The sequence below is a fragment of the Amycolatopsis sp. lyj-109 genome, from assembly GCF_046548995.1.
In the GTDB taxonomy this organism is placed as follows: domain Bacteria; phylum Actinomycetota; class Actinomycetes; order Mycobacteriales; family Pseudonocardiaceae; genus Amycolatopsis.
This window is the reverse complement of record NZ_JAJPWR010000023.1, coordinates 16,501-39,837: the sequence shown is the minus strand read 5'-3', so window position 1 is coordinate 39,837 and position 23,337 is coordinate 16,501. Positions and strand designations below refer to the sequence as shown.

General features: G+C 70.5%; 17 protein-coding genes. 7 read left to right on the top strand and 10 right to left on the bottom strand.

Going from position 1 to position 23,337, the window contains the following annotated elements; all coding sequences use genetic code 11:
• Positions 1-56: 56 nt before the first annotated feature.
• The 4 genes from ACLJQF_RS37740 (at position 57) to ACLJQF_RS37725 (ending at position 5,021) form a co-directional block, all read left to right on the top strand.
• The gene (locus ACLJQF_RS37740; RefSeq protein WP_410615076.1) at positions 57-1,085 is read left to right on the top strand and encodes a GDP-mannose 4,6-dehydratase; all 1,029 of its coding nucleotides are present in this window, start codon (positions 57-59) and stop codon (positions 1,083-1,085) included.
• A 5-nt stretch (positions 1,086-1,090) separates the two neighbouring features.
• Positions 1,091-2,455: a glycosyltransferase gene (locus tag ACLJQF_RS37735; protein ID WP_410615075.1), complete on the top strand. Its 1,365-nt coding sequence runs from the start codon at positions 1,091-1,093 to the stop codon at positions 2,453-2,455.
• Positions 2,452-3,504 (top strand): DegT/DnrJ/EryC1/StrS family aminotransferase, encoded by a 1,053-nt coding sequence (locus ACLJQF_RS37730; RefSeq protein WP_410615074.1) that lies wholly within the window; start codon positions 2,452-2,454, stop codon positions 3,502-3,504. Before ACLJQF_RS37735 ends, ACLJQF_RS37730 begins: the two co-directional genes overlap by 4 nt.
• Before the next feature lie 284 nt (positions 3,505-3,788).
• Positions 3,789-5,021 carry a DUF222 domain-containing protein gene (locus ACLJQF_RS37725; protein ID WP_410615073.1) on the top strand — a complete coding sequence of 411 codons (1,233 nt, stop codon included), beginning with the start codon at positions 3,789-3,791 and terminating at the stop codon, positions 5,019-5,021.
• A gap of 991 nt (positions 5,022-6,012) precedes the next feature.
• On the opposite strand, the gene ACLJQF_RS37720 is transcribed toward ACLJQF_RS37725, so the two are convergent.
• From ACLJQF_RS37720 to ACLJQF_RS37700, 5 genes are all read right to left on the bottom strand, one after another.
• Positions 6,013-6,672, bottom strand: coding sequence for a response regulator (locus ACLJQF_RS37720; RefSeq protein WP_410615072.1), 660 nt, complete (start codon positions 6,670-6,672; stop codon positions 6,013-6,015).
• 72 nt (positions 6,673-6,744) lie between these two features.
• Complete coding sequence (locus ACLJQF_RS37715; RefSeq protein ID WP_410615071.1) at positions 6,745-7,545, bottom strand: ABC transporter permease; 801 nt, start codon at positions 7,543-7,545, stop codon at positions 6,745-6,747.
• Positions 7,542-8,537: an ABC transporter ATP-binding protein gene (locus tag ACLJQF_RS37710; protein WP_410615070.1), complete on the bottom strand. Its 996-nt coding sequence runs from the start codon at positions 8,535-8,537 to the stop codon at positions 7,542-7,544. Before ACLJQF_RS37710 ends, ACLJQF_RS37715 begins: the two co-directional genes overlap by 4 nt.
• Before the next feature lie 120 nt (positions 8,538-8,657).
• Positions 8,658-9,851 carry a macrolide family glycosyltransferase gene (locus tag ACLJQF_RS37705; RefSeq protein ID WP_410615069.1) on the bottom strand — a complete coding sequence of 398 codons (1,194 nt, stop codon included), beginning with the start codon at positions 9,849-9,851 and terminating at the stop codon, positions 8,658-8,660.
• 39 nt (positions 9,852-9,890) lie between these two features.
• The gene (locus tag ACLJQF_RS37700) at positions 9,891-10,562 is read right to left on the bottom strand and encodes a VC0807 family protein (protein ID WP_410615068.1); all 672 of its coding nucleotides are present in this window, start codon (positions 10,560-10,562) and stop codon (positions 9,891-9,893) included.
• A gap of 300 nt (positions 10,563-10,862) precedes the next feature.
• Here ACLJQF_RS37700 and ACLJQF_RS37695 point away from each other — a divergent pair, with 300 nt between their 5' ends.
• The 3 genes from ACLJQF_RS37695 (at position 10,863) to ACLJQF_RS37685 (ending at position 15,017) form a co-directional block, all read left to right on the top strand.
• Positions 10,863-12,176, top strand: coding sequence for a histidine kinase (locus tag ACLJQF_RS37695; protein WP_410615067.1), 1,314 nt, complete (start codon positions 10,863-10,865; stop codon positions 12,174-12,176).
• A gap of 15 nt (positions 12,177-12,191) precedes the next feature.
• Positions 12,192-12,500 carry a hypothetical protein gene (locus tag ACLJQF_RS37690; protein WP_410615066.1) on the top strand — a complete coding sequence of 103 codons (309 nt, stop codon included), beginning with the start codon at positions 12,192-12,194 and terminating at the stop codon, positions 12,498-12,500.
• Positions 12,501-12,605: 105 nt separating this feature from the next.
• On the top strand, positions 12,606-15,017 hold the full coding sequence (locus ACLJQF_RS37685; RefSeq protein ID WP_410615065.1) for a beta-glucosidase family protein: 2,412 nt from the start codon (positions 12,606-12,608) through the stop codon (positions 15,015-15,017).
• 207 nt (positions 15,018-15,224) lie between these two features.
• Here the strand turns inward: ACLJQF_RS37685 and ACLJQF_RS37680 are convergent, their stop codons facing one another.
• From ACLJQF_RS37680 to ACLJQF_RS37660, 5 genes are read right to left on the bottom strand one after another with little or no spacing between them, the layout of a single operon-like run.
• A complete protein-coding gene (locus ACLJQF_RS37680; protein WP_410615064.1) occupies positions 15,225-16,445 on the bottom strand; it encodes a cytochrome P450 in 1,221 nt (406 codons plus the stop codon).
• Entirely contained in the window at positions 16,442-18,187 is a 1,746-nt protein-coding gene (locus ACLJQF_RS37675; RefSeq protein ID WP_410615063.1) for a non-ribosomal peptide synthetase, read from the bottom strand. The genes ACLJQF_RS37680 and ACLJQF_RS37675 overlap by 4 nt, the downstream gene beginning before the upstream one ends.
• Positions 18,184-20,955 (bottom strand): condensation domain-containing protein, encoded by a 2,772-nt coding sequence (locus ACLJQF_RS37670; protein ID WP_410615062.1) that lies wholly within the window; start codon positions 20,953-20,955, stop codon positions 18,184-18,186. The genes ACLJQF_RS37675 and ACLJQF_RS37670 overlap by 4 nt, the downstream gene beginning before the upstream one ends.
• The gene (locus ACLJQF_RS37665) at positions 20,942-22,369 is read right to left on the bottom strand and encodes a methyltransferase (protein ID WP_410615061.1); all 1,428 of its coding nucleotides are present in this window, start codon (positions 22,367-22,369) and stop codon (positions 20,942-20,944) included. The genes ACLJQF_RS37670 and ACLJQF_RS37665 overlap by 14 nt, the downstream gene beginning before the upstream one ends.
• A gap of 35 nt (positions 22,370-22,404) precedes the next feature.
• Positions 22,405-23,196, bottom strand: a complete 792-nt coding sequence (locus ACLJQF_RS37660; protein WP_410615060.1) for a hypothetical protein — start codon at positions 23,194-23,196, stop codon at positions 22,405-22,407.
• Between the last annotated feature and the right edge of the window lie 141 nt (positions 23,197-23,337).

Genomic DNA, 23,337 nt, shown 5'->3' with positions numbered 1-23,337 from the left:
GCCGGATGACGCCACGGCGGGGGCTTTACTCGTTACGTGGCAGGGAAGGCACATTCATGGCGAAGCGTGCGTTGATCACGGGTATCACCGGGCAGGACGGGTCGTACCTGGCCGAGCACCTGCTGGCCGAGGGCTACCAGGTGTGGGGCCTGGTGCGCGGCCAGGCGAACCCGCGCAAGTCGCGGATCAGCAGGCTGGTCTCCGAACTCCACTTCGTGGAAGGAGATCTGATGGACCAGGTCAGCCTCGTGTCCGCGGTGGACTTCGTGCAGCCGGACGAGGTGTACAACCTGGCGGCCATTTCGTTCGTGCCGATGTCGTGGCAGCAGCCCGAACTCACCACCGAGGTGAACGGCATGGGCGTGCTGCGGGTGCTCGAAGCGGTCCGGATGGTCTGCGGCCTGGACAAGTCCCGGCCGACCGGCGGCGGGATCCGGTTCTACCAGGCGTCGTCGTCGGAGATGTACGGCAAGGTCGCCGAAACCCCGCAGAACGAGCAGACCATCTTCCACCCGCGCAGCCCCTACGGCGTCGCGAAGACCTACGGGCACTTCATCACCAAGAACTACCGCGAATCCTTCGGCATGTTCGGGGTGTCCGGGATCCTGTTCAACCACGAGTCGCCCCGCCGCGGCGCCGAGTTCGTCACCCGCAAGATCACCATGGCGGTGGCCGAGATCAAGCTGGGCCTGCGCGACAAGCTCTACCTCGGCAACCTGGAGGCGGTGCGCGACTGGGGGTTCGCCGGCGACTACGTCCGCGCGATGCACCTGATGCTGCAGCAGGACACCGCGACCGACTACGTGGTCGGCACCGGCCGGATGCACTCGGTCCGCGACGCCGTCCAGATCGCCTTCGACGCGGTGGACCTGAACTGGCGCGACCACGTGGTCGTCGACCCGGCCCTGGTGCGGCCCGCGGAGGTCGAAACCCTGTGCGCCGACCCGGAAAAGGCCCGTGCCGAGCTCGGCTGGAAGCAGTCGGTCGACTTCGAGGAGCTCATGCGGATGATGGTCGAGGCCGACCTGCGGAAGGCGTCGAACGAGCACAAGTACAGCGAGCTGATGCTCGCCGGGAGCTGGTGACGGCCGTGGTGCCCATCCTGTTCGCGTCGATCGCGGACGCCGGCATGATCAACCCGCTGCTCGTCATCGCCGGGGAACTCGCCCGCCGTGGCGTGCCGGACCTGTACTTCGCATCCACCGAGGATCGGCGCGCCGACGTCGAGGCGATCTCCGCCGCCAACCCGGTGAAGTTCGTTTCGTTCGGGGAACGGCTCGAGCGCCCGCCGGCCGAGTGGCACCCGGACCTCTACGCCGCGGCGACCCAGCCCGCGAAGCCGGGCAGCCTGACCGCGCGGCCGCAGAACGTCGTCGCCTACCTCGGCGGCGTCACCGACGCGAGCATCATGGTGACGATGTACGAGCGCGCGCTGGCCGTCGTCGACGAGGTGAAGCCGGCGCTGATGGTCATCGACTCGTCCAGCGTCTACCCGACCGACGCGGCGATCGCCCGGGAAATCCCGTACGTGTACAGCGTGCCGATCTCGGTGAGCGAGATCTTCGCCGAGCGCCTGCCGCTGAGCTACCCGAGCCCGAACACCGGGCTGCCGCGCGACCTTTCGGGCCGTCAGAAGCTGGCGAACCTCGGGTTCCGGCTGCGGCTGCTGTACGGCCTGCTGACGAAGGTACCGGCGCTCCAGTTCACCAAGGCCCGCAAGGAAGCCGGGATCCTGAACGCGACCGCGGGCCAGTCCGGCTACGCCGACCGCGCGCGGGCGATCCTGGGCTATTCGGTGTTCGGCATGGAGTACCCGTTCGACGCGGCGCCGTCGCACCTGCGGATGGTGGGCCCGGTCGTGCCGCCGCTGCCCGAGGCGGTGGCGCCGGACCCGGCGCTGCAGGCCTGGCTCGACGAGCGCGAATCGGTGGTGTACCTGGCGTTCGGCACCCACATGCGGCTGACGGCCCCGCAGGTCGCGGCGATCGCCGAGGCGGCGCGGCGGATCGGGCCCGAGCACCACGTGCTGTGGAAGCTGCCGAAGGACCGGCGCGCGTTGCTGCCGGCGGACCTGCCGCCGAACGTGCGGCTGGAGAATTGGGTCCCGTCCCAGTTCGACGTCCTGGCCCACCCGCACGTGCGCGCCTACTACCACCACGGCGGCGGGAACAGCGCGTACGAAGGGATCTACTTCGGCAAGCCGGGGCTGGTGCAGCCGTTCTGGATGGACTGCCACGACCACGCGGCGCGGGTGCTCGACAGCGGGTGCGGCCTGGTGCTCTCGTACGAGGAGACGATTTCCGCGGAAGCGATCGTCGCCAAGCTGCGCCGGGTGCTGGAGGAGAAGGACTTCACGGCCCGGGCCGAGGAATGGGCGGACCGCTTCCGCGCGGCGGGCGGCGCTCCGGCGGCGGCCGACACGGTGCTGGCGGCTCTCGGAAAGGAAACGGCATGACCGTCAAGTACCCGGTGTCGCAGCCGTACCTGAACGGCGACGAGCTGGCCAACGTCACCGACGCCGTCACGAGCGGCTGGATCTCTTCGCAGGGACCGTACGTGGCCCGGTTCGAGTCGGATTTCGCCGCTTACAACGGAGTCTCTTTCGGAGTGGCTTGCTCTTCCGGTACCACCGCGCTGACTTTGGCGTTGCGGGCGCTCGGGATCGGCCCGGGCGATGAGGTGATCGTCCCGGAGTTCACGATGATCGCCTCGGCCTGGGCGGTGACGTACACGGGCGCGACACCGGTGTTCGTCGACTGCGGCGACGATCTCGACATCGACGTGTCGCTGATCGAAGCGAAGATCACCCCGCGCACCCGGGCGATCATGCCGGTGCACGTCTACGGCCGTCGGTGCGACATGGATGCGATCATGGAGCTGGCCTACGAGTACAACCTGCGTGTCGTGGAGGACTCGGCGGAGGCGCACGGGGTGCGTCCGGTCGGGGACATCGCTTGCTTTTCCTTGTTCGCCAACAAGATCATCGCCTCGGGTGAGGGCGGGATCTGCCTCACGTCGGACGCGCGGCTGGCCGAGCAGATGAAGCACCTGCGCGGGATGGCGTTCAACCGGGACCACACTTTCCTGCACAAGAAGCTCGGCTACAACTTCCGGATGACGAACCTGCAGGCCGCGGTGGCCACGGCGCAGGTGGCGCAGCTGGACTCGATCTTGGCCCTGCGTACGTCGATCGAGGCCCGGTACGACGAAGGGCTGCGCGACATTCCCGGTGTCACGCTCATGCCCCGGCGTGATGTGTTGTGGATGTACGACCTGCTGTGCTCGCGTCGTGACGAGTTGCGGTCTTTCCTTGCTTCGGAAGGGATCGAGACGCGGGTGTTCTTCAAGCCGATGAGCCGGCAGCCGATGTACCTGGATCCGGTTTGGCCTTCCTTGCGGGCCAACCGGTTTGCCGAGGAGGGGTTGTATCTGCCGACGTACACGTCGTTGACGGAGGCGGATCAGGAGTACATCACTTCGCGGGTGCGGAAGTTCTTCAGCTGATTCGCTTGATCGGTGACTGGCCGCGCCAGGCTGTGGAGCTCGCGCGTGCGCGGGAGGATCACCTTGTTGCGCGCCGGATTCGCCGCGCTCAAGCGCCGGTCGGGTGCGAACTCGGGTCGGGTAGCTTTTCGATGCCACCATCGTCGAGCCGGCGATCTCCTCATCGCCGCACTCCGCGACGCCATCACCGGAAACCCTTGGCTGCCAACAACTATCGAAATAGCCCTGAATAGTCCCCCCGTTCGAGTGATGAACTCCTGTTCGATGCTCGGTAATCTTGATCTATGACCGACAACGCGGCTCACTCCTCCTTCGACGCGGTGGCACTCGCCGACCGCATCGGTGAGCTGCTCACGTGCATGCGGTCCGCCGAAGCCGAACTCGGTGCTCTGCTGGTGGACATTGAGCAGCGTGGGGTGCTGGAGCTGTTCGGCTACCGCTCCGCCGCCCGCCTTCTCGAGCACCTCGCCGACGTTCCCAAGGCCGCCGCCGAACGCATGGTCACACGGGCCCGCGCCCTCAACCCCGGCCGTAACCTCGACGGCACCCCGATTCCTGCCCTCGCGCCCGCCACCGGTGTGGCTGCTCGTGCAGGTCGGTTGAGCAACCCGATGATCGACGTGATCACCGGCGTCCTCACCCAGGTGCCACCCGAGCACCACGACAGCGCCGAGACCAACCTGCTGACCTTCGCCGAAGAGGCCGGGCACAAGCAGGTCGCCGCCCTCGCTGCCCGCATCCTCGCCCACCTGGTCCCCGACGGTCAGGAACCCGACACCACTGAACCGGTCGCCCCGGCCCGGGAACTGTTCCTGCGGCGGCGAAGATCCGGGGTCTGGGAACTGAACGGCAAATTCGACGACGAGACCGGCGCCCGTGCCAGCGCCCTGCTGGACTCCCTGGCCGAGCGCCGCACCGGCGAGGACGGCCCGGATCTCCGTACGCTGCCGCAGCGTTACGGCGATGCCTTCTCCGACGCGATCGACCTGGCCTTGAACTCCCCGACCCTGCCCATGCAGGCCGGGGAACGCGCCCATGTGATGGTTGCGGTCTCGTTGGAGGATTTGAAGGCCGGCGTCGGCACGGCCACCCTCGGAGACACCGGCACCATGACCGCTGCCGAAGCCCGCATCCACGCCTGCGACTGCATGATCATTCCCACGGTCCTGGGCGGCAAAAGCGAACCTCTGAACCTCGGCCGGCTCCGCCGCTCGATTCCCGCCGGACTCCGCCGAGCCTTGTTCCTGCGGGACCGTGGTTGCGCGTTCCCTGGCTGCCACCGACCCCCACGACACTCCCAGGGCCACCACATCCGCCACTGGGCTGATGGCGGCCCCACCAACCTGAACAACCTCGTGCTGACGTGCGCTCACCACCACCGGCTGCTGCACCGCTCCGGCTGGGAAGTCCGCATCGCCGCCGACGGCCTACCCGAGTTCATCCCACCAGTGTTCATCGACAAACGCCGAAAACCCAGGCGCAACAACCTCCACCAACCGCTCCCCTTCGCAGCCTGAGCCAACCGAACACGGGAAAGGCCCGCAGCCACACGGCTACGGGCCTACACCCACGCGAGCGACTGTCCTCAAAGGCCAGTTGCTCAGAACGGCAGCCAGGACCTACCCGGCACCGCGGACAACGCCGAACACGGCCTGATGTCCCCAAATCACGCGAGATGCCCTCCCAGCCACACGTGATGCCTCCCCCGTCACGCGACTGATCCCCCGGGTGGGCGGCTTCTAGTACTGCAGGGCGAGATCTTTGTTCGGTGCGGCCGAAGACAGCCTGCCAGGACAATCCTGGACGCCGGCCTGCCGATCTGCCGCAGCTGGTCGTGGGTGGTAATTCGGGTTAGAACCCGAATTACCACTCACGACCACCAGCCACGGCAAACGGTGACCTTGTTTCCCAGGTCACGCACACAAGTGTCCCTGTAGTACTAGCGGTCATTACAACACTGCATCTCGCCGCCCTGGTCCCAGGTCAGTGACCGGCGCAGCTGGGCCAGCGGGGTCGCGATCTTCGCGACCAGGGCGTCGCGGATCGATTGAACGCACCCATGATCAGGCCACCTTCCCCGTGCCCCGGTATTGCCGCGGTCCGCGGCTTCGGCCGGACGGTCGCTGATCACGAGCATCGGGGTGGCCATCCGCGGCCGGCGCTGATCCGGCCGCTGCGCAGCCCGCCCGCCACCTCACGCCGCAACCCACCCCGGGCCTATAGGTAGCGGGCTTGGTAGATGGTTTCGCAGGCACGTGCCACTCCGGCCCGCTGCGTAGCTTCCCTGCTGCCGATGCCTGAGTCCATCAACGCAAAAGTAGGTCGCCCGCTCCTCGATCAACGACCTGCCACGCCGCTCAGCTCGTCGACTTCGGTCACCCAAAGCGCACGGTCCCGATCCGGCCTGGACATGCGCAACTCCTGAACACTCGGGTGCTGCGACAACTCCTGGAATCCGCCGTGCATGATCAAGGCCGACCCCAACCCGCTGCCCGCAAGGGCCCCGCCTTACCCCTGCCGGACCTTGCTGCTCAAGTAAGTCAACACCGCCAGCACCCGCCGGTTGTCGTCCTCGTGCTGGGCCAGATCCAGCTTCGTGAAGATACTCGCCGTGTGCTTCCCCACCGCCGCCTCACTGATCGTCATCCGCTGGGCGATCGCCGCGTTCGATCGGCCCTCCGCCATCAGCTCCAGCACCTGGCGCTCCCGCGGTGTCAACGCGTCCAGCGGGTCCCGACGTGACCGGCTCGCGAGCAGCTTCGAGATGACTTCGGGATCCATTGCCGTCCCGCCCGCGGCCACCATGCGGAGTGCGTCCACGAACTGGTCCGCGTTCAGCACCCGGTCCTTCAGCAGGTACCCGATGGCGCCCGCGCCGTCCGCCAGCAACTCGCGCGCGTACGTCTGCTCCACGTGCTGGGACAGCACCAGCACCGGCAACCCCGGGCGTCGGCGGCGGGCCTCCAAGGCCGCGCGGATGCCTTCGTCGCTGAACTTGGGCGGAAGGCGGACGTCCACCACCGCGATGTCCGGTGCGTGGTCCTCGATCGCCTTCAGCAACTCCGTGGCGTTGCCGACCGCCGCCGCCACCGTGAACCCGTGTGCCTCCAGCAGCCGGGTCATGCCGTCTCGAAGCAGGTAGAGATCCTCCGCGAGGACTACGCGCACGAACCGCTCCTGGGGTTCCGGGCCGGGCGGGGCCGGGCTGGGTGTCCAACCGTACCGCCCGGTTACCCCGCGTCAGTCCAGTGCCCGCTTGAGGAACCCCCGGATGCCGAACGCACCGAAGATCAGCGTCGCCGCCACCATGACCAGCAGGGAGATCCACAGCGGGATCGACCGGACCTGGTCCGGCATCACCAGCCGCCTCAACGCCTCCGAGACGTAGGTGAGCGGGTTGGCCGCGCAGATCACCTGGAACCAGCGCAAACCGGACAGGCTCAGCCAGGGGAACTGGCCGGATCCGGTGAAGATCAGGGGCACCAGCAGGATGGTGAAGACCAGGTTGATCTGCCGGGGCGGCACGATCGTCCCCAGCACCATGCCCACGGCCGCGCCCGCCAGGGAACCCAGGGCGACGACTCCCGCGACGCCCGGTAGCGCCGCCGGGCTCCAGTGGACGCCGTCGAGGATCAGCAGGCCGATCGGGATCATCACCAGGCCCGCGATGATGCCGCGGATCGCGCCGAACAGCATCTTCTCCACCGCGACCAGGCGGATCGACAGCGGTGCCAGCAGCCGGTCCTCGATCTCCCTGGTCACCGAGAAGTCCAGCACCAGCGGTAACGCCGTGTTCTGCAGCGCCCCGGTGAACGCGTTCATCGCCACCATGCCGGGCAGCAGGACCTGGGCGTACCCCGCGCCCGCGTAGCCGATCTGCGACAGCACCTTGCCGAAGATGAACAACAGGAACAGCGGCTGGATGAGCATCTGGGCCAGGAACGGCAGCAGCTCGCGGCCGGTGACGAAGAAGTCGCGGCCGAGCACGGCGAAGAACGCGCGGGCCTGGCCGGGCTGCGGGGCGACAGTGGCGGCGGTCATCGGAGGTCCCGTCCGGTGATGGAGATGAACACGTCTTCGAGGGTCGGCTTGCCGAACGAGATGCCGGTGACCTCACACCGCTCGCGGCCCAGCACCGCCAGGACACCCGGCAGCAGCGACGCCGGTTCGGCCTCGGTGTAGAGGCGGAACCGGACGGCGTTCTCGTCGGCGGCCGCCCGGCCGGCGGCGGCGAGGCGCTCCACCCGCTCCACCGACGGCACCTGCTCGAGCTCCTTGACGACAGCGACGACGGCGTCGGCGGGCGAGTCGGCCAGGCCCACGCCCACGGTCAGCGTCGTGTTGCCGGGCAGCGACCGCGTCAGTGCGTCCGTCGTGTCCAGCGCCAGCAGCTTGCCGCGGTCGACGATGCCGACCCGGTCGCACAGCTTGGCCGCCTCCTCCATGTCGTGCGTGGTGACCACGACCGTGACGCCCTCGGCCGTCAGCTCGGCGACGCGCTCGTGCACGAACAGCCGCGACTGCGGGTCGAGCCCGGTCGCGGGCTCGTCGAGGAACATCACCTGCGGCTTGTGCATCAGCGCGCGGGCGATCATCACGCGCTGGGCCTGGCCGCCGGACATCTCGTCGACCCGCGCCTTCGCCCGCGGGCCGAGGCCCATCCACTCGATGAGCTCCTCGGCCCGTCGGTGCCGCTGCGCCCGGCCCATGCCGTGGTAGGCGGCGTGGAACAGCAGGTTCTGCCGCACGGTCAGCGACTGGTCGAGGTTGTTGCGCTGCGGCACGACGGCCAGCGCCTGGCGGGCCGCCGTCGCGTGCTTGACGACGTCGATGCCCGCCACCTCGGCGTGGCCGGACGTCGGCAGCGCGCGCGTGGTCAGCATGCTGACCGTTGTCGTCTTGCCCGCTCCGTTGGGGCCCAGCAGGCCGAACACCTCGCCGGTGGCGATGGTGAAACCGAGGCCGTCGACCGCAGGCCGTTCTGCTTTCGGGTACCTCTTGACGAGGTCCCGTACCACCACCGCGTCCGGCACGCCGGGCCTCCAGGAGATCAGTGTGGACAAAGAAGACAGGAAGAGGTGAGGAAGGGCCGTGGTGCTGGGGGACAACCTCGGCCCTTCCCCACAGGCGGCTGGTTCTGCCGAACCAGCGGGTCAGGAAGTGTGCTTGAGGTGCCGCTTGAGCTCGTCGGCCGCGCGCACCGCGCCACCGGCGGCGCGCACCTTCGCACCCATCGCCGCGACGGCGGCCCGCACGCGCTCGTCGCCCGCCGTCGTCTTGACGGCGTCGCGCAGCAGCTCCGGCGTCGGTTCCCGGCCGGCCAGGTTCGTGCCCAGGCCCAGTTCGGCGACCCGGTTGGCCACGGCGGCCTGCTCGACGCTCTGCGGCAGGGCCACCATCGGCGTGTCGAAGTACAGCGCCTCCATCGTCCCGCCCATGCCCGAGTGGGTGATGAAGGCCGAAGCGTGGGCCAGCACGGCCAGCTGCGGCAGCTGGGCGTGCGCCTCGATGTTCGGCGGCAGCTCGCCGAGCGAAGCCGGGTCGAGCGCGCCGATCGACAGCACGACGTGCCAGTCCTCACCGGTGAACGCCGTCACGACGGCCCGGAAGAAGTCCGGCCGGTCGTTGAACGCCGTGCCGAGCGAAACCAGCAGCACGGGCTTCCCGTCCGACGGCGGCTGCCACGCGCCCTGGAACGCCCGGTCGCCCAGGCACGGGCCGACGAACGCGAAGTGGTCGCCGAAGGTCTCGCCGAGGTACTGGAATTCCTTGGCCACGAACGCGATCGCGAACTCCTCGCGGCCGATGGCGAAGTCCGCCGGCGAGATCGCCGGGACGCCGTGGGCCTGCGTCAGCTCGGCGATCTTCTCCCGGAACGCGACGCGGGCGGGGTGTTGTTCGCTGAAGCCGTTTTCCTCGCCGAGGAACTTCGCCAGCGACCAGTGGTCGTTGTAGGCGAAGGACGGGAACAGCTCCACCGCGGGCACGCCCCACTTCGCCGCGAGCACCCGCCCGGTCGCGTACACGGTCCGGTCGTAGAGGATCAGGTCCGGGACGTCGCCGGCGAAGGCCGCCTCGAACACCGGGATGGTCGCCGTGCTTTCCATGACCAGCACCAGCGGCAGCCACGCGGCGAAGTCGGCGGGCGGGTCCTCGGTCCGCGGCTTCGGCGTCAGCGACGACTCGTACCGCAGCACCCGCGCCCCGGTCGGCGCCACGAGGTCCGCGAACTGGTCCGTCGTGGCGAAGGTGACGCGGTGCCCGCGGCGGACCAGCTCGGCGGCCACGTCCAGCGTCGGCATGACGTGGCCGTACGCGGGGATGGTCAGCAGCGCGATGTGTGCCATGGGAAAGCTCCTCGGATTGCGGGGGACGGCCGGGGGCCCTCAGGCGCGCAGGTCGTGCTTGCGGGTGTAGTAGGCCATGAAGCCGATGAGCCCGCCGAGGACCACGATCCACTGCACGGTCGTCACCAGGTTGATGTCGTCGAGCGGCAGCGTGTAGGCGAGCGCGACGCGGACGACCGCGTCGACGATCATGCCGATGCCGAACACGACGGTCAGCAGCCGCAGCCCGTGGCGCATCTGAGGCTCGGTGTCCCAGCGGCGCTCCCACACCTCGGCGCCGGCGCCGCCGCGCTTGGTGCGCGCGATGCTGACTCCGGCGTGCAGGAAGAACGGCTTCTCGAAGAACAGCGTGATCAGCATCCAGACGCCGAACATGGCGGTGAGCCAGCCGTCCTTGGCGAAGAAGAACCGCGCGTCGCCCGAAATCAGCGAAACGGCGGTGCCGATGACCATCATCGTCACCATGAAGAGGCCGAGCCCGTCGATCTTGCGGTAGCGAGCGAAGACGTACACGGTGCGGACCACCGGGACGATGCCACCGATGATCGCGGCGGTCAACAGCGGGACGCCGTTCTGGCGCAGGATGTAGTAGACGGCGAGCGGGACGATCAGGTCGAAGGCCGCGGAAGCGAACAGCGCCAGCCGCGGGTTGCGCGGTTCTCCGTGCGACGGCGCGTCGGCCTGCGTGCGTTGAATGCCGGCTTCGTTCATTGCTGCTCCTGGTGGTTCGCGAGTTCGTTCTCTTGCGGAACGCCATTCGCTTGCGTCGTGGCGCTGCTCCGGGGACAACGGTAGTGTCGCGGTCCCGGTCGGCGTGAGCCTGTTAGACCGAACATAGGGGTATGGCTTCCTATACCCCTATGAGTGGGCTTGGCCGATTGTGCGGCCCCTCCGGGCGCGCCCAGACTGGACCGACCTCGAGTGCGAGCGGGCCGGTCCGGCCCCTTGGAGACGGAGGGGGACGCGATGAGCCGACCGGGAACACTGTCCCGTGGCGAGTATGATCTGCCGATGTCGACGATTCCCCGGCGCAGCGCCTCGGCCGTCCGGCGGGGTGTCGCCGGAATGGCGCGGCTGGTCGTTTTCGCGCTGTTCGCGGCGGTGCAGGTGTGCGTTCTCACGCTGCCCGCGCTGTTCTGGCTGCCGGAATACGTCGCCGCCGCGGGACTCACCGTGCTGGTGGCCATTCCCGCGTGCCGCCTGCTGCCGGTGCTTTCCCGCAAATGCGCGCCGGCGCTCTACGGCCGCGTCATCGAATCGCCGTATCTGCCGTTGCCGGCCCTGGAACGCACCGAGAACGGCTGGTACTGGAACGGCTACGACTTCCACAAGTTCCGCTGGGTCTCGCTGGCCCAGCGGCGCGGCCGCTGGTTCTTCACCGACCCGGCCACCTGGCGGGACCTGGCCTGGCTGGTGGTCAACCCGCTGACCGGCGGCCTGCTGGCGGCCGTCCCGGTCGCCCTCTCCGCCTTCGGGGCGTTCCTGCTGGTCGCGCCGCTGACCGCGCCGCACCTGCCGGCCGGGGCGTGGTACTTCCCGCTGCCGGTGGACACCCCGGCCGGGATCGCCGCGACGGTCGTCGCCGGGCTGGCGCTGCTCGTGCTGGGGCTGGTGGCCGCGCCCGGTGCGGTCGGCCTGCACGAAGCCTGGACGCGGTGGCTGCTGGCGCCCGACGAGCGGGCCCTGCTGGCGCGGCGTGTGGAGCGGCTGTTCGCCACGCGGGCCGCGGCGATCGACGCGCAAGCCGCCGAGCTGCGGCGGATCGAGCGCGACCTGCACGACGGCGCCCAGGCGCGGCTGATCGCGATCGGCATCTCGCTCGGCACCGCGGAGATGCTGCTCGACACCGACCTCGACGAGGTCCGGCGGCAGCTGGCCGGCGCGCGGGAGCTGTCCGCCGCGGCGCTGCGGGAGCTGCGCGGGCTGGTGCACGGCATCCAGCCGCCCATGCTCGCCGACCGCGGCCTCGGCGCCGCACTCGAAGACCTCGCGATGGACGCCCCGGTGCCCACCGACGTCGAGGTCGGGCTGATCGGCCGTCCGGACGCGGCCCTGGAGTCGGCCGTCTACTTCTCGGTGGCCGAACTGCTGGCCAACGCGGCCAAGCACGCGGCGGCCAAGCGCGTGCGGGTGAGCGTCACCCACCGGCCTGGCGCGCTGCGGGTCGTCGTCGCCGACGACGGCAAGGGCGGCGCCGACTTCGGCCGCGGGACCGGGCTCGTCGGGGTCCAGCGGCGGATCGCGGCGTTCGACGGCGTCGTGGAATGTTCCAGCCCACCGGGCGGCCCGACCGAAATCACCATCGTCATTCCGTATGCCGAATAATTCAGGGGGATCAGGATGCGTCGAACGATTGTGGTGTGCCTGTTCGCCGTGGTCACTTCTCTTTCGGTGACCGGCTGCGATCATCTGATCGATTTGGGTTGTGCGGAACGGTCCTGTCATTTCAACCTCGTCAGCGGCGGAAAGGTGGACCTCGGCGGGCAGGAACTGAAGGTGCAGAAAATGGACAACAATTCCGTGACGTTCCTGTCGAACGGGATCAGCGTCTCGTTGTTCCAGGGCGTTGATCTCGACTTCCTGGGATACCACCTGCACCTCGGGGAGATCCGCGGCGGCGAAGCCAGCCTGGACGTCACGCGGAATTAGCGGGGAACTTCAGGGGTTACGGACCGTGCAGCAGTCACCTAGGTTGGTCGTCGATTGGACCAACTAGCGGCGGGGGCGACCCTTTCGCGGGTTTCTGGGGTGACTATGCGTAATGATCTTCTGCGAGCGCGCCCGCGCGCGGTGGCGGTCGTCCTCGCCGGCGTGGTGCTGACGTCCGCTTTGGTGGCATCCGGCGCCGCGGCCGACCCGGCCGCGAAGTTCTCGCCGCGGGTGCGGAGCCTGGTCGGCGAGCTGACCCTCGACGAGAAGCTTTCCCTGGTGCACGGCGGAAACGACCCGGACAGCGTCGGCGAAGCCGGGTACGTGCCCGGCGTGCCCCGGCTCGGCATCCCGTCGCTGCGGCTGGCGGACGGCTCGGCCGGCGTTCGGGTGGACAAGCCGTCGGTCGTCATGCCCGCGCCGGTTGCGCTCGCGTCCAGTTTCGACGAATCGCTCGCCACCCGCTACGGCGCCGGCGTCGGCCGCGAAGCCCGCGCGCTGGGCGCCGACGTCCTGCTCTCGCCGATGGTCAACACCATCCGGATCCCGTACGGCGGCCGCAACTTCGAGACCTTCAGCGAGGACCCGCTGCTGACGTCGCGGATGGCCGGCGCCGAGGTGCGTGGCATCGCCGGCCAGGGCACCATCCCGGTCGTCAAGCACCTCGCCGGGAACAACCAGGAGAACGACCGGCAGACCATCAACGTCGTGATGGACGACCAGACGCTGCACGAGGTCGAGCTGCCGGGGTTCGAAGCGGCGGTCAAGGCCGGCGCCGGCGCGGTGATGTGCTCGTACAACAACCTCAACGGGCCGTCCGCGTGCGCGAACGCCGACCTGCTGACCGGGATCCTGCGCGAGCAACTGGCGTTCCAGGGCTGGGTGATGTCCGACTGGCGGATGTCGCTGACCCCGGACAGCCTGCCCAAGGGCCTCGACCAGGAGATGCCGGCCGGGACCTACTTCGGCGACCAGCTCAAGGCCGCACTCACCGCGGGCACCATCCCGCAGTCCGCTTTGGACACCGCCGTCGGGCGGATTCTCGGCCAGCTGGACCGCTTCCACCTGCTGGACAACCCGGCCCGCCCGGCCCGCGACCTCGCCGGGCTGACGGCCACCGCCCAGGACGTCGCCCAGGCGGGCGCGGTCCTGCTGCGCAACGAAAAGTCGGCGCTGCCGCTGAGCACCGCGCGGTCCGGCAAGGTCGCCGTCATCGGCTACAACGCGAAGACGCCGAAGCTCAACGGCGGCGGCAGCTCCCACGTGCTCCCGTCCGCCACCCCGGCCGCGCCGGTCGACCTGATCAAGCAGCGCGCGGGCAGCACCACGACCTACACCCCGGGCTACGACCCGGCGGGCGACGTCGTGCCGACCGGCGCGCTGACCCCGGCGTTCACCCAGGGCGGCGGGCTGCCCGCCGGCGCGGAGGGGGTGTTCTACAACGGCACGATCACCGCGCCGAGCGAAGGTGACTACAGCATCCAGCTGCAGTCGACCGGGGGCGGCGGTTTCCTCCAGGTGGACGGGACGGCGAGCGGCCTGTTCGGCGACTCCATCGCGGGCGGCTACAGCGGGATCACCGTGCACCTGACCGCGGGGCCGCACACGCTGCTGCTGTACGGGTTCGCCGACTTCGTCAACCCGCTGAAGGTGAACCTGCACTGGATCACCCCGGCCGCGGCCCAGGCGAAGATCGACCAGGCGGTGACGGCGGCCAAGGCGGCCACCACCCCGGTCGTGTTCGCCTACGACGACAGCTCCGAAGGCCTCGACCGGCCGGACCTCTCGCTGCCCGGCTACCAGGACAAGCTGATCGACGCGGTCGCGGCGGCGAACCCGCGGACGGTCGTGGTGCTGAACACCGGGTCCGCGGTGAAGATGCCGTGGCTGGCCAAGACGGCCGCCGTGCTGGAGATGTGGTACCCGGGCCAGAAGGGCGCCGAGGCGACGACGGCGCTGCTGTACGGCGACGTCAGCCCGCAGGGCAAGCTGACCCAGACGTTCCCGGTGGACGAGGCGCACACGCTCGTCAGCGGCAGTGCCGGGCTCTACCCGGGCCAGGACGGCCAGGTGAAGTACACCGAGGGCGTCGACATCGGCTACCGCTGGTACGCGGACAAGAAGATGACCCCGTTGTTCCCGTTCGGCTTCGGGCTTTCGTACACGACGTTCGCCTACAGCGGCCTGACGGCGGCGAACGCCTCCGACGGCGGCCTGGACGTGAAGGTGACGGTGCGCAACACGGGCACCCGCACGGGAACGGAGGTGGCCCAGGTGTTCGTCGGCCCGAGCCCGCAGGTGACGGCCCCCCAGCCGCCGACGGCCCTGGGCGGCTACGCAAAGGTGACGTTGACGGCGGGTGCCTCCCGAACGGTGACGATCCACGTCGACCCCCGCCAGCTGTCCTACTGGGACGTGACGGCGAAGGCCTGGAAACGCGGCGCGGGCACCCGCGCGATCCGGGCCGGCTCGTCGTCCGCCTCGACGGCACCGAGCACCCGGGTCGCGGTGCGCTGAGGGTCGACACGCGTGATTGAAGAGTCGACACGCGTGATTGGAGGGTCGACACGGCGGTCGGGAGTGGTCTTGCCGTGTCGGCTCCGCAGTCACGCGTGTCGACCTCCTGATCACGCGTGTCGGCTGTGCAATCACGCGTGTCGACCCCTCGAGCACAGCAGAACGGCCGGCGCCCTGGTGGGGCGCCGGCCGTTTTGCGTGTGCTCGTCAGCCGTTCGTCACCGGTAGGTGGCGGAGGCCTCGGATGATCGCCGAGCGGCGGCGGTCGGCCGGGCCCGTCTGGTGGAGGCCGGGAAGGCGAGTGGCCAGGACGCGGAACGCGACGTCCGCCTCCAGGCGGGCCAGGGGCGCGCCCAGGCAGTAGTGCGAGCCGCCCGAGAACGAGAGGTTGTCCGGGGTGGTGGGGCGGGTGATGTCGAAAACGTCGGGGCGGGACCACACCTGAGGGTCGCGGTTGCAGCCTGCCGTGAGGACCACCACCGCCGTGTCCGCGGGGATGACCGTGCCGCCGAGCGAGACGTCCACTGTGGACACGCGGCTGGACTGCTGGACCGGTGCCTCGAACCGCAGTGATTCCTGCGCCGCCTGCGGGGCCAGGTCCGGGTCCGCGACCAGCTTCTCCCACTGGTCACGTCGCTCCAGCATGCTCTTCACGCCGACGCCGATGAGGTTCACCGTCGACTCCGCGCCCGCCAGGGTGAGCAGCTGGCACAGCGACACGAGCTCGTGCGTCGACAGCCGGTCCTCGGCGCAGGCGGTGAGCAGCCTGCTGACCGCGTCGTCGCCCGGGTGGGCCAGGCGCAGCTCCATCAGCTCGGTGAACAGCGCGTCGAGCTCGTCCAGGGACCGCTGCACGTCCGCGATGTGCTCCACCGAGGTGATCTCGTCGAAGATCGTGCCGAACTTCGGCCCGTGCTCGAGGTACCGGCCGAGGAACGGCTCGGGGATGTCGAAGATGGCCGCCACGACGGTGACCGGGATGAGGTCGGCGAACGACGTCATCAGGTCGAACTCGCGGCTCGTGTCGACGCGGTCGAGCAGCTCGTGGCAGATCGCGGTCAGCCGGTCGCGGAACCCGGCGATCGCCTTGGGACCCAGGAACGGCGTGGCCAGCTTCCGCAGCCGCGCGTGGTCGGCGCCGTCGGCTCCGAGCATCGAGTTGTCGAACGTCGTGATCACCGGGCTGATCGGCGTCCCGTCGGACTTGAGGACGCCGAACCGGCGGTCCCGCAGCACCTTCGTGGCCGTCGCGTGGTCGACCGTCGTCCACGCGCCGAGCTCGCTGCGGTGCAGCGGGCCCTTCGCACGGATCCGTTCGTAGAGCGGGTAGGGATCCTCCGGGCCGCGCAGCAGCAGGGCCAGCGGGTCGCCGAGTTCGCCGAGGGTCCACAGCACCCGCATCTGGGTGGTCATGTCCTGGACCGTCATGACTGCGTCCCGGCCGTGATCAGCCCGGCCACGCCCCGCACGGTCGGCGCCTCGAACACCTGGGAGATCCGCAGCTTGACGCCCAGGTCGCGGCTGATCCGCGAGCACAGCTGGGCGGCGGACAGCGAGTTGCCGCCCTGCCGGAAGAACGAGACGTCGGTGGCGATCGACGGCACGCCGATGATTTCGCGCAGGATCCGCGCCACGGCAGCTTCGGTTTCCGACAGCGGCACGTCGACAGTCGGCGCGGCCGCCGTACGCAGGCGCGAAGCGAGCGTGATCAGCGCCCGGCGATCGATCTTCCGGTCCTCCAGCACGGGCAGCCGTTCCAGCCGCTGCACCAGGGCGGGCACCAGGTAGCCGGGCAGCCGCTCGGCCAGGTGGGCGCGCAGCTCGTCCTCGCCCGGGGCTCCGGTGTAGAACAGGCAGAGGTCCTCGTACGCGCCGTCGGCGCCGGTCACCGGCACCACCGCGCACGCGCCGACCCCCGGCACGCGCCCGGCGTTCTGCTCGACGTCGTCCAGCTCGATGCGGTGGCCGCGGATCTTGACCTGGCGGTCCGCGCGGCCTTCGAAGTGCAGCAGGCCGTCGGCGGTCCGGCGGCCGAGGTCGCCGGTGCGGTAGACGCGTCCCGGTCCGGAGATCGAGACGAACTTCCGCGCGGTCAGCTCGTCGTCCTTGAAGTATCCCAGCGCCAGCCCGCGGCCGCCCAGGCAGATCTCGCCGCTTTCACCGACGTCGCACAGCCGATCGCCGTCGAGGACGTACGCCTGGGTGTGGGGCAGGGGGACGCCGAGCGGCACCTCGGTGCAGTCCTCGGGCCGCACGCGGTGGCAGGTGGCCGCGACGCTGGACTCGACCGGGCCGTACATGTTGTACAGCGGGATGTCCGGGTACGCCTCGACGAACCGGGCGGCGTGCCGCGCCGAGAGCTTCTCGCCGCCCGTGCCCACCGCGCGCAGGCCGACGAAGGCGTCGAGGTCGTTGTCGACCATGCTGTGGAACACCGCGGTCGGCGGGAAGATCGTGGTGACGCCGTGGATCGCGGTCAGGTCCCGCAGTTTCGTCGCCAGCTCCAGGGTGTCTTCGAGCAGGATCAGGGTGCCGCCGTTGAACAGCACGCCCCACGAGTCGAGGCCGAAGGCGTCCCACGTCGCCGCGAGCGCCTGCGGCATCACCGCGCCGGAGTCCAGCGGGGTGAACAGCCAGTCGTCGAACAGCCGGACGTTGCCGCGGTGCGCGGTGACCACGCCCTTCGGTGTCCCGGTGGTCCCGGAGGTGAAGAACACCGCGCAGGCGTCGTCGGCGCCGACGTCGACCGCGGCCGGCCGGGCGCCGAGGATCGGCTGCGATGGCGGCGACCACACCGACGGCCACGAGGTACCCCGCTCGGCGGCGACCACCGGCCCGCCGAGGTGCTCGATCAGCTCGCCGAGCCGGGCGGACGGCCACCGCAGGTCCAACGCGGCATACGCGGCACCGCACTTGAGCACCGCCAGCAGCGTCGCGAACAGCTCGGGGGTGCGGGGCAGCAGCACGGGCACGATCGAGCCGCGGTCGACGCCGCGGGCCTGCAGTTCGGCCGCGTAGGCGTCGGCGGTCTCCGCCAGCTCGCGGTAGCTGATGTCCCGGCCGCGGTGGTGCAGCGCGGTCCGGCTGGGCCATCGCGCGGCGCACCACTCGAACAGGCCGTGCATGGTCTCGGCCCGCGCGAACGGCACCGGGGTCAAGGACGTGCTCATCGGGTGCTCCCGGTGATCAGCTCCGCCAGCGCGGCCGGCGTCGGGTGGGCGAAGGCGGCGGACAGCTTCAGCCGGACCCCGGTCTGCTTCTGGATCCGCTGGACGAGCTGGGCGGCCAGCAGCGAATGCCCGCCGCCGGCGAAGAAGTTCGTGTCCTCGGTGACGTCGTCGCGCTTGAGCAGGTGCCGGAACATCGCCACGACGGCGTCGGTCGTGGCGTCCGGCGCGGTCTGCACCGGGGCTTCCGCCGTCGGCCCGGCCGCGGCGGCCAGCGCGGCGACCGCCGCCCGGTCCACCTCGTGCGCGGCCGTCTCGGGCAGCGCGTCGACCCGCAGGTACCAGGCCGGACGCGCTCCGGGCGGCAGCACCGCCTCGGCGTGCCGGGCCAGGTCGGCGGCGAGCTGCGGCTTGTCCGGCGCCTGCACGACGGCGACCAGGTCCTCGGCGCCGGGCCGCCGGGTCACCGCGGCCGCGACGACGTCGGTGTGCGCGGTGAGCGCGTCCTCCACGGTGGCCAGGTCGACGCGGGTGCCGCCGAACGTCAGCTGCCGGTCGAGGGGGCCGTGGACGTGCAGCGATCCGTCGGCGCGCCAGTGCGCGAGCACGCCGGTGGCCGTGCCCAGCTTCAGTTCGCCGCGCACGCCCAGGGGCAGCCGCCGCCCGTCCGGCGCGACGACGTCGGCGTCGAGGCCCGCGACCGGCACGCCGTCGGTGAGCACCCAGCGGCCCCCGGAGGAGAACACCGTGTGGACGTCCGCCCCGAGCGCGTGCAGGGTGCGGACGAGCGGGCCGGGCGCGGGTTCGGCGCCGATCAATGCGGTACGGCCGTCCAGCGCCTCGCCGAGCTGCTCGACGACCCGGGCCCAGACGGCCGGGGTGGCGTGCACGACGCCGACGTCGTGGCGGGTCAGCAGCCCGGCGAGCAGGTGGCCGTCGGTGCGGGCCGCGTCCGGCGCCACGACCAGCGGTGCACCGCCGGCCAGGGCCACCGGCAGTTCCGCGTCGGAAAGCCACAGCACCGGGCGGGCCGCCACCAGCCCCGCAACCTGCCGGACGGAGTCGGCGAGTTCCCGGTGGGTCACGCCGGGGAGCGCCAGGCTGTCCGGGGACACCGCCGAAGCGTCCGGGTCGATGGCCACCGTGACGGCGTAGGAGATTTCCTCGGCGCCCAGCACCAGTTTCGCGTCGGTGACGTCCGTGGTGACGGTGGCTCCGGCCAGCCAGCTGCCGAGGATCGCGGCCGCGAAGTCCGGGCCGCGCGGAGCGGCCACGGCGACGACGTCACCCGGTCCGGTCCCGGCGTCGGCCAGCATGGTCGTGACCGCCGACGCGGCCCGCCAGAGATCCCGGTAGGACGTCGTGCCTTCGTCGGTCACGATCGCCGGTGCGCCGGGGTTTTCCCGGGCGTGCCGGGCGATCGCGGTGAGCACGGTCTCCGTCCCGGCCGGAACACCGGGAGTGTCGAGGACCGCGTGGTCGGTGGCGCCCCAGCCGTCCAGTTCACGCAGCGGCCGGTCCGGCGCGCTCGCCGCCGCGACGAGCAGGGCGTCGTAGCGCTCCAGCAGCAGCTCGACCTCGCCGCGGCCGAGCACCTCGGCGCCGTAGACCGCCTTGACGCGGCTCTCCTGCGCCGAGGGCAGGATGACGAACTCGAGGTCGAACTTGCTGTGCCCGGGGTCGATTTCGACGACTTCGGCGGGTGCACCGCCGAGGCTCGTGGCGGCTCGCCCGCCGAAGGGCAGGTAGTTGAACACGTGCCGGAACAGCGTGGTGCGCCAGGACGAACCGGCGCGCTCGACCTCCGGCAGCAGGACGTCCATCGGCACGTCCGCGTGCGCGATCGCCTCGAAGAACAGGTCCCGCACCCGGCGGCTGAACGCGCGGAACGTCTCGGCCGGGTCGATCCGCACGCGCAGCGGGACGATGTTGACGTGGTAGCCGATCGCGCGCTGGGCCTGCTGGCTGCGGACGTTCACCGGGAAGCCGACGGCGAGGTCGGGGCCGGCGCCGTGGGCGTGCAGCAGCAGGTAGTAGGCGGCCAGCAGCACGACGACGTCGGGGGCCTTGAGTTCCTTCTGCAGGGCGGTGACGACGTCCTTGGCAGCCGCGGAGAACGGGCGGACGAGCTGCTCGCCGCGCAGGGTCGGCTGCGCGCTTTCCTGGCCGCCGCACCACAGGCCGGGCCCGCCCGCGTCGAAGTCCCGCAGGTGCTCGCGCCAGAAGGCGAGGCTCGCCGGCTTCGGCTCGGACTCCGGCCAGAGCGGGACGGGCGGGCCGGCGTCCGGGAGGTCCCCGGCGAGCACCGCGTCGTAGGCGGCGGCGAGCTCCTCCAGGAAGATCGACATCGAGGTGCCGTCGAAGATGAGGTGGTGCACGGCCACGCCGACCGAGTCGTGCTCAGGGCCGTGGTACAGGCCGACGCGCAGCAACGGCGATCCGTCCAAAGTGAACGGTCGCGTGATCAGCTCCCGCAGCCCGGCGTCGACGTCGGCGCACTCCGGACCTTCCAGCCGGATCGGGACGGCCGGGAGCACCGACTTGGTGAGCCGCGTGTCACCGGCGTGGAAGACGGTCCGCAACGCGTCGTACCGGCGCACCAGCTGCGCGACGGCCTCCTGCAGGACGGCCCGGTCCAGCCGGCCCGCGACCCGCAGCGCCACGCCCGGCACGTTGTTGACGCCTTCGCCGGGCACCAGCCGTTCGAGCAGCCAGAGCCCTTCTTCCTTGCGGGTCGCCGGAATCCGCGGCATCTCCTCAGCGGTCCGCATGTCCGGTCCCTTCGGGGAGGTCTTCGACGGTGACGAAGGCGTGCGGAACCGCCTCGGCGGGCAGCCGCACGGCGAGGTACGCGCGCAGCTCGGCGACGAACGTGCTCGTCTTCGCCGCGCGCGAGGGGGCGTTCGCGTACGCGGTGAACGGCAGTCCGGGCGTGGTGACCGAAGCGGGAACGGTCACCGGCTCGCCGTCTCGGGTGTAGACGACGTCGACCAGGCCGGGTCCGCCGGCCGACCAGGTCACCGCGGCCCGGTAGCCCCGCCGCCGGCCGATCTCGTGGAGGTCTTCCGGGTCCGGTGCGGTCACCGCGATCGGTGTGGTGCCGGTGTCGAGCTTCGCCAGCGCGGCCAGTTCCCGCGCGACCCGGCCGTTCGGCACGCCGGTGATCCGCGCGGACGGCGGCCGGACGTCGCTCAGCAGCGTTTCCAGCGCGGCCGGGTCCCAGGCCTGCGTATGTGCGGGTTCGACCGTCTCCGCGGGTTCCTTGCGCAGCACGGCGTCGTAGCGGTGCCGGCTCAGCTCGTTGTGGTGGCGGGCCCGCTTCAGCCGGACGTCCGCCGCCGCGATCCCGGGCAGCGACGCGGCCAGCGCCGGGAAGAAGTCCGGGTCGACGAGCAGTTCCTTCTCTTCGAGGACGCTGTTCTCGACCAGTTCGCGGGCCGTTTCCGGGGAAGCCGCCACCTCCTCGGCCAGCACCGCGGCGCGGAAGGCGCGCAGCAGCCGCAGGTTCCGCACGTCGCCGACGAACACCGCGCCGCCGGGCACGATCAGCGCGGCGGCCTGGCGCAGGACGTCCGCGAGGTAGCCGATGCCGGGGAAGTACTGGACGACGGAGTTGATCACCACCGTGTCGAAGTGGTTTTCGGGGAGCCCGGAGAAGTCGTCGGCCTCGCGGTGCTGCAGCGTCACGTGGGCCAGCGCGGGGTCGGCGGCGACCTGCCCGGTGAGCGTCTCGATCACGGCCGGGGAGAAGTCCGTCGCCGCGTACTCTTCGCACGACGGCGCGAGCTTGGCCATCAGCAGGCCGGTGCCGACGCCGATCTCCAGCACCCGGCGGGGGCGCAGCGCCTGGATCCGCTCGACGGTCGCGTCCCGCCACTCCCGCATCTGCGCCAGCTCGATCGGCAGCCCGGTGTAGGTGCTGTGCCAGCCCACGAAGTTCTCCCCGAGCCCACCGGACTCGGGGAGTTCGCCGTACACCCATTCGTAGATGAGCTGCCACTCCTCGACGCGCGCGCGGTCGTCGCCGGTTCCGGCGAGCGGGTCGCGGGGCACGACGTGGGCGACGAGCCGCCCGGTCCCGGGTTCGCGGGTGACACTGGCCCGCGCGACACCGGGGTGCCCGGCGAGCGCGGCTTCGGCTTGGCTTTCCGTGCCGGTGCCCAGACCGGTCGGTGACGTCGGCATCAGCTCTCCTGCGGGGATCTTTTCGAAAAGGACAGTCAGGGGAGCAGGCCGCGGACGGCCTGCGCGACCTCCGGCTGGCTGAGCAGGCCGGAGTGGTCGATGTCGAACCGGATCTCGCGCGCGCCGATCTCCAGCGCGCCGGGCAGTTCGGCGGAGCGGATCACGTCGACGCCGCCGAGGTCGCCGGGGACGGTGACCTGGGAGGCGGCCACGAGGTAGGTCAGGTAGCTGCTGAACCACGCGACCAGTTCGTCGGCGCGGTCGGCGTCCAGCTCGACCCGCTCGAACGCCGTGGTGCCGACGTCGCGGTAGAGCCGCACGAACTCCTTCGTGAGCGTCTCGAGGTCGTCGTGGGTGCGCTGGGCGGCCTCGCCGGCGGCGTGCGCGTCCCGCACCTCGTCCTCGGTGAGCACCGCGGCCAAGGCGTCCACCACGCGGAAGAAGCCGTAGTACAGCACGGTGAAGCCGGTGGCGGCGGTCGGGTCGAACAGGACCACCCGCGGTTTCGCCTGCCAGGTGGCGATGCGCTCGGCGATGGCGAGGGCGAACACGCTGGACGCGCAGTAGCCGAACACCGCCTTGATCTCGGCGCCGCTCGCGCGCAGCTCCGTGGTCCAGCGGTCGAGGTAGTCGTCCCCGGTCATGCCGATCTCGTCGCCGACGGCGGGCGGCAGGCTCTCCCAGATGCCGTACGGCGTTTCGAGGTGCTTCGCGAGCTCGGCGAATCCCGCCTCCGGCCGCCCGGTGACCGTGAAATCAACCGTGATGATTACTTCCTTGTCGTCGGCATTCTCGTCGATCGGGTGCCATGAATGGAGTTCGGCCACGATTGCCCGCCTTTGTCTTTCAATAGCACAGTTTTGGCAGAATAAAGATTTCCGCAGCATGAAGCTAGCAGCGGCCGACCTGGGCGGTAACCCCTAACGCGCCCCTAAGAAACGCCAGGTCGAGCCGCGGTTTCGGGCGGT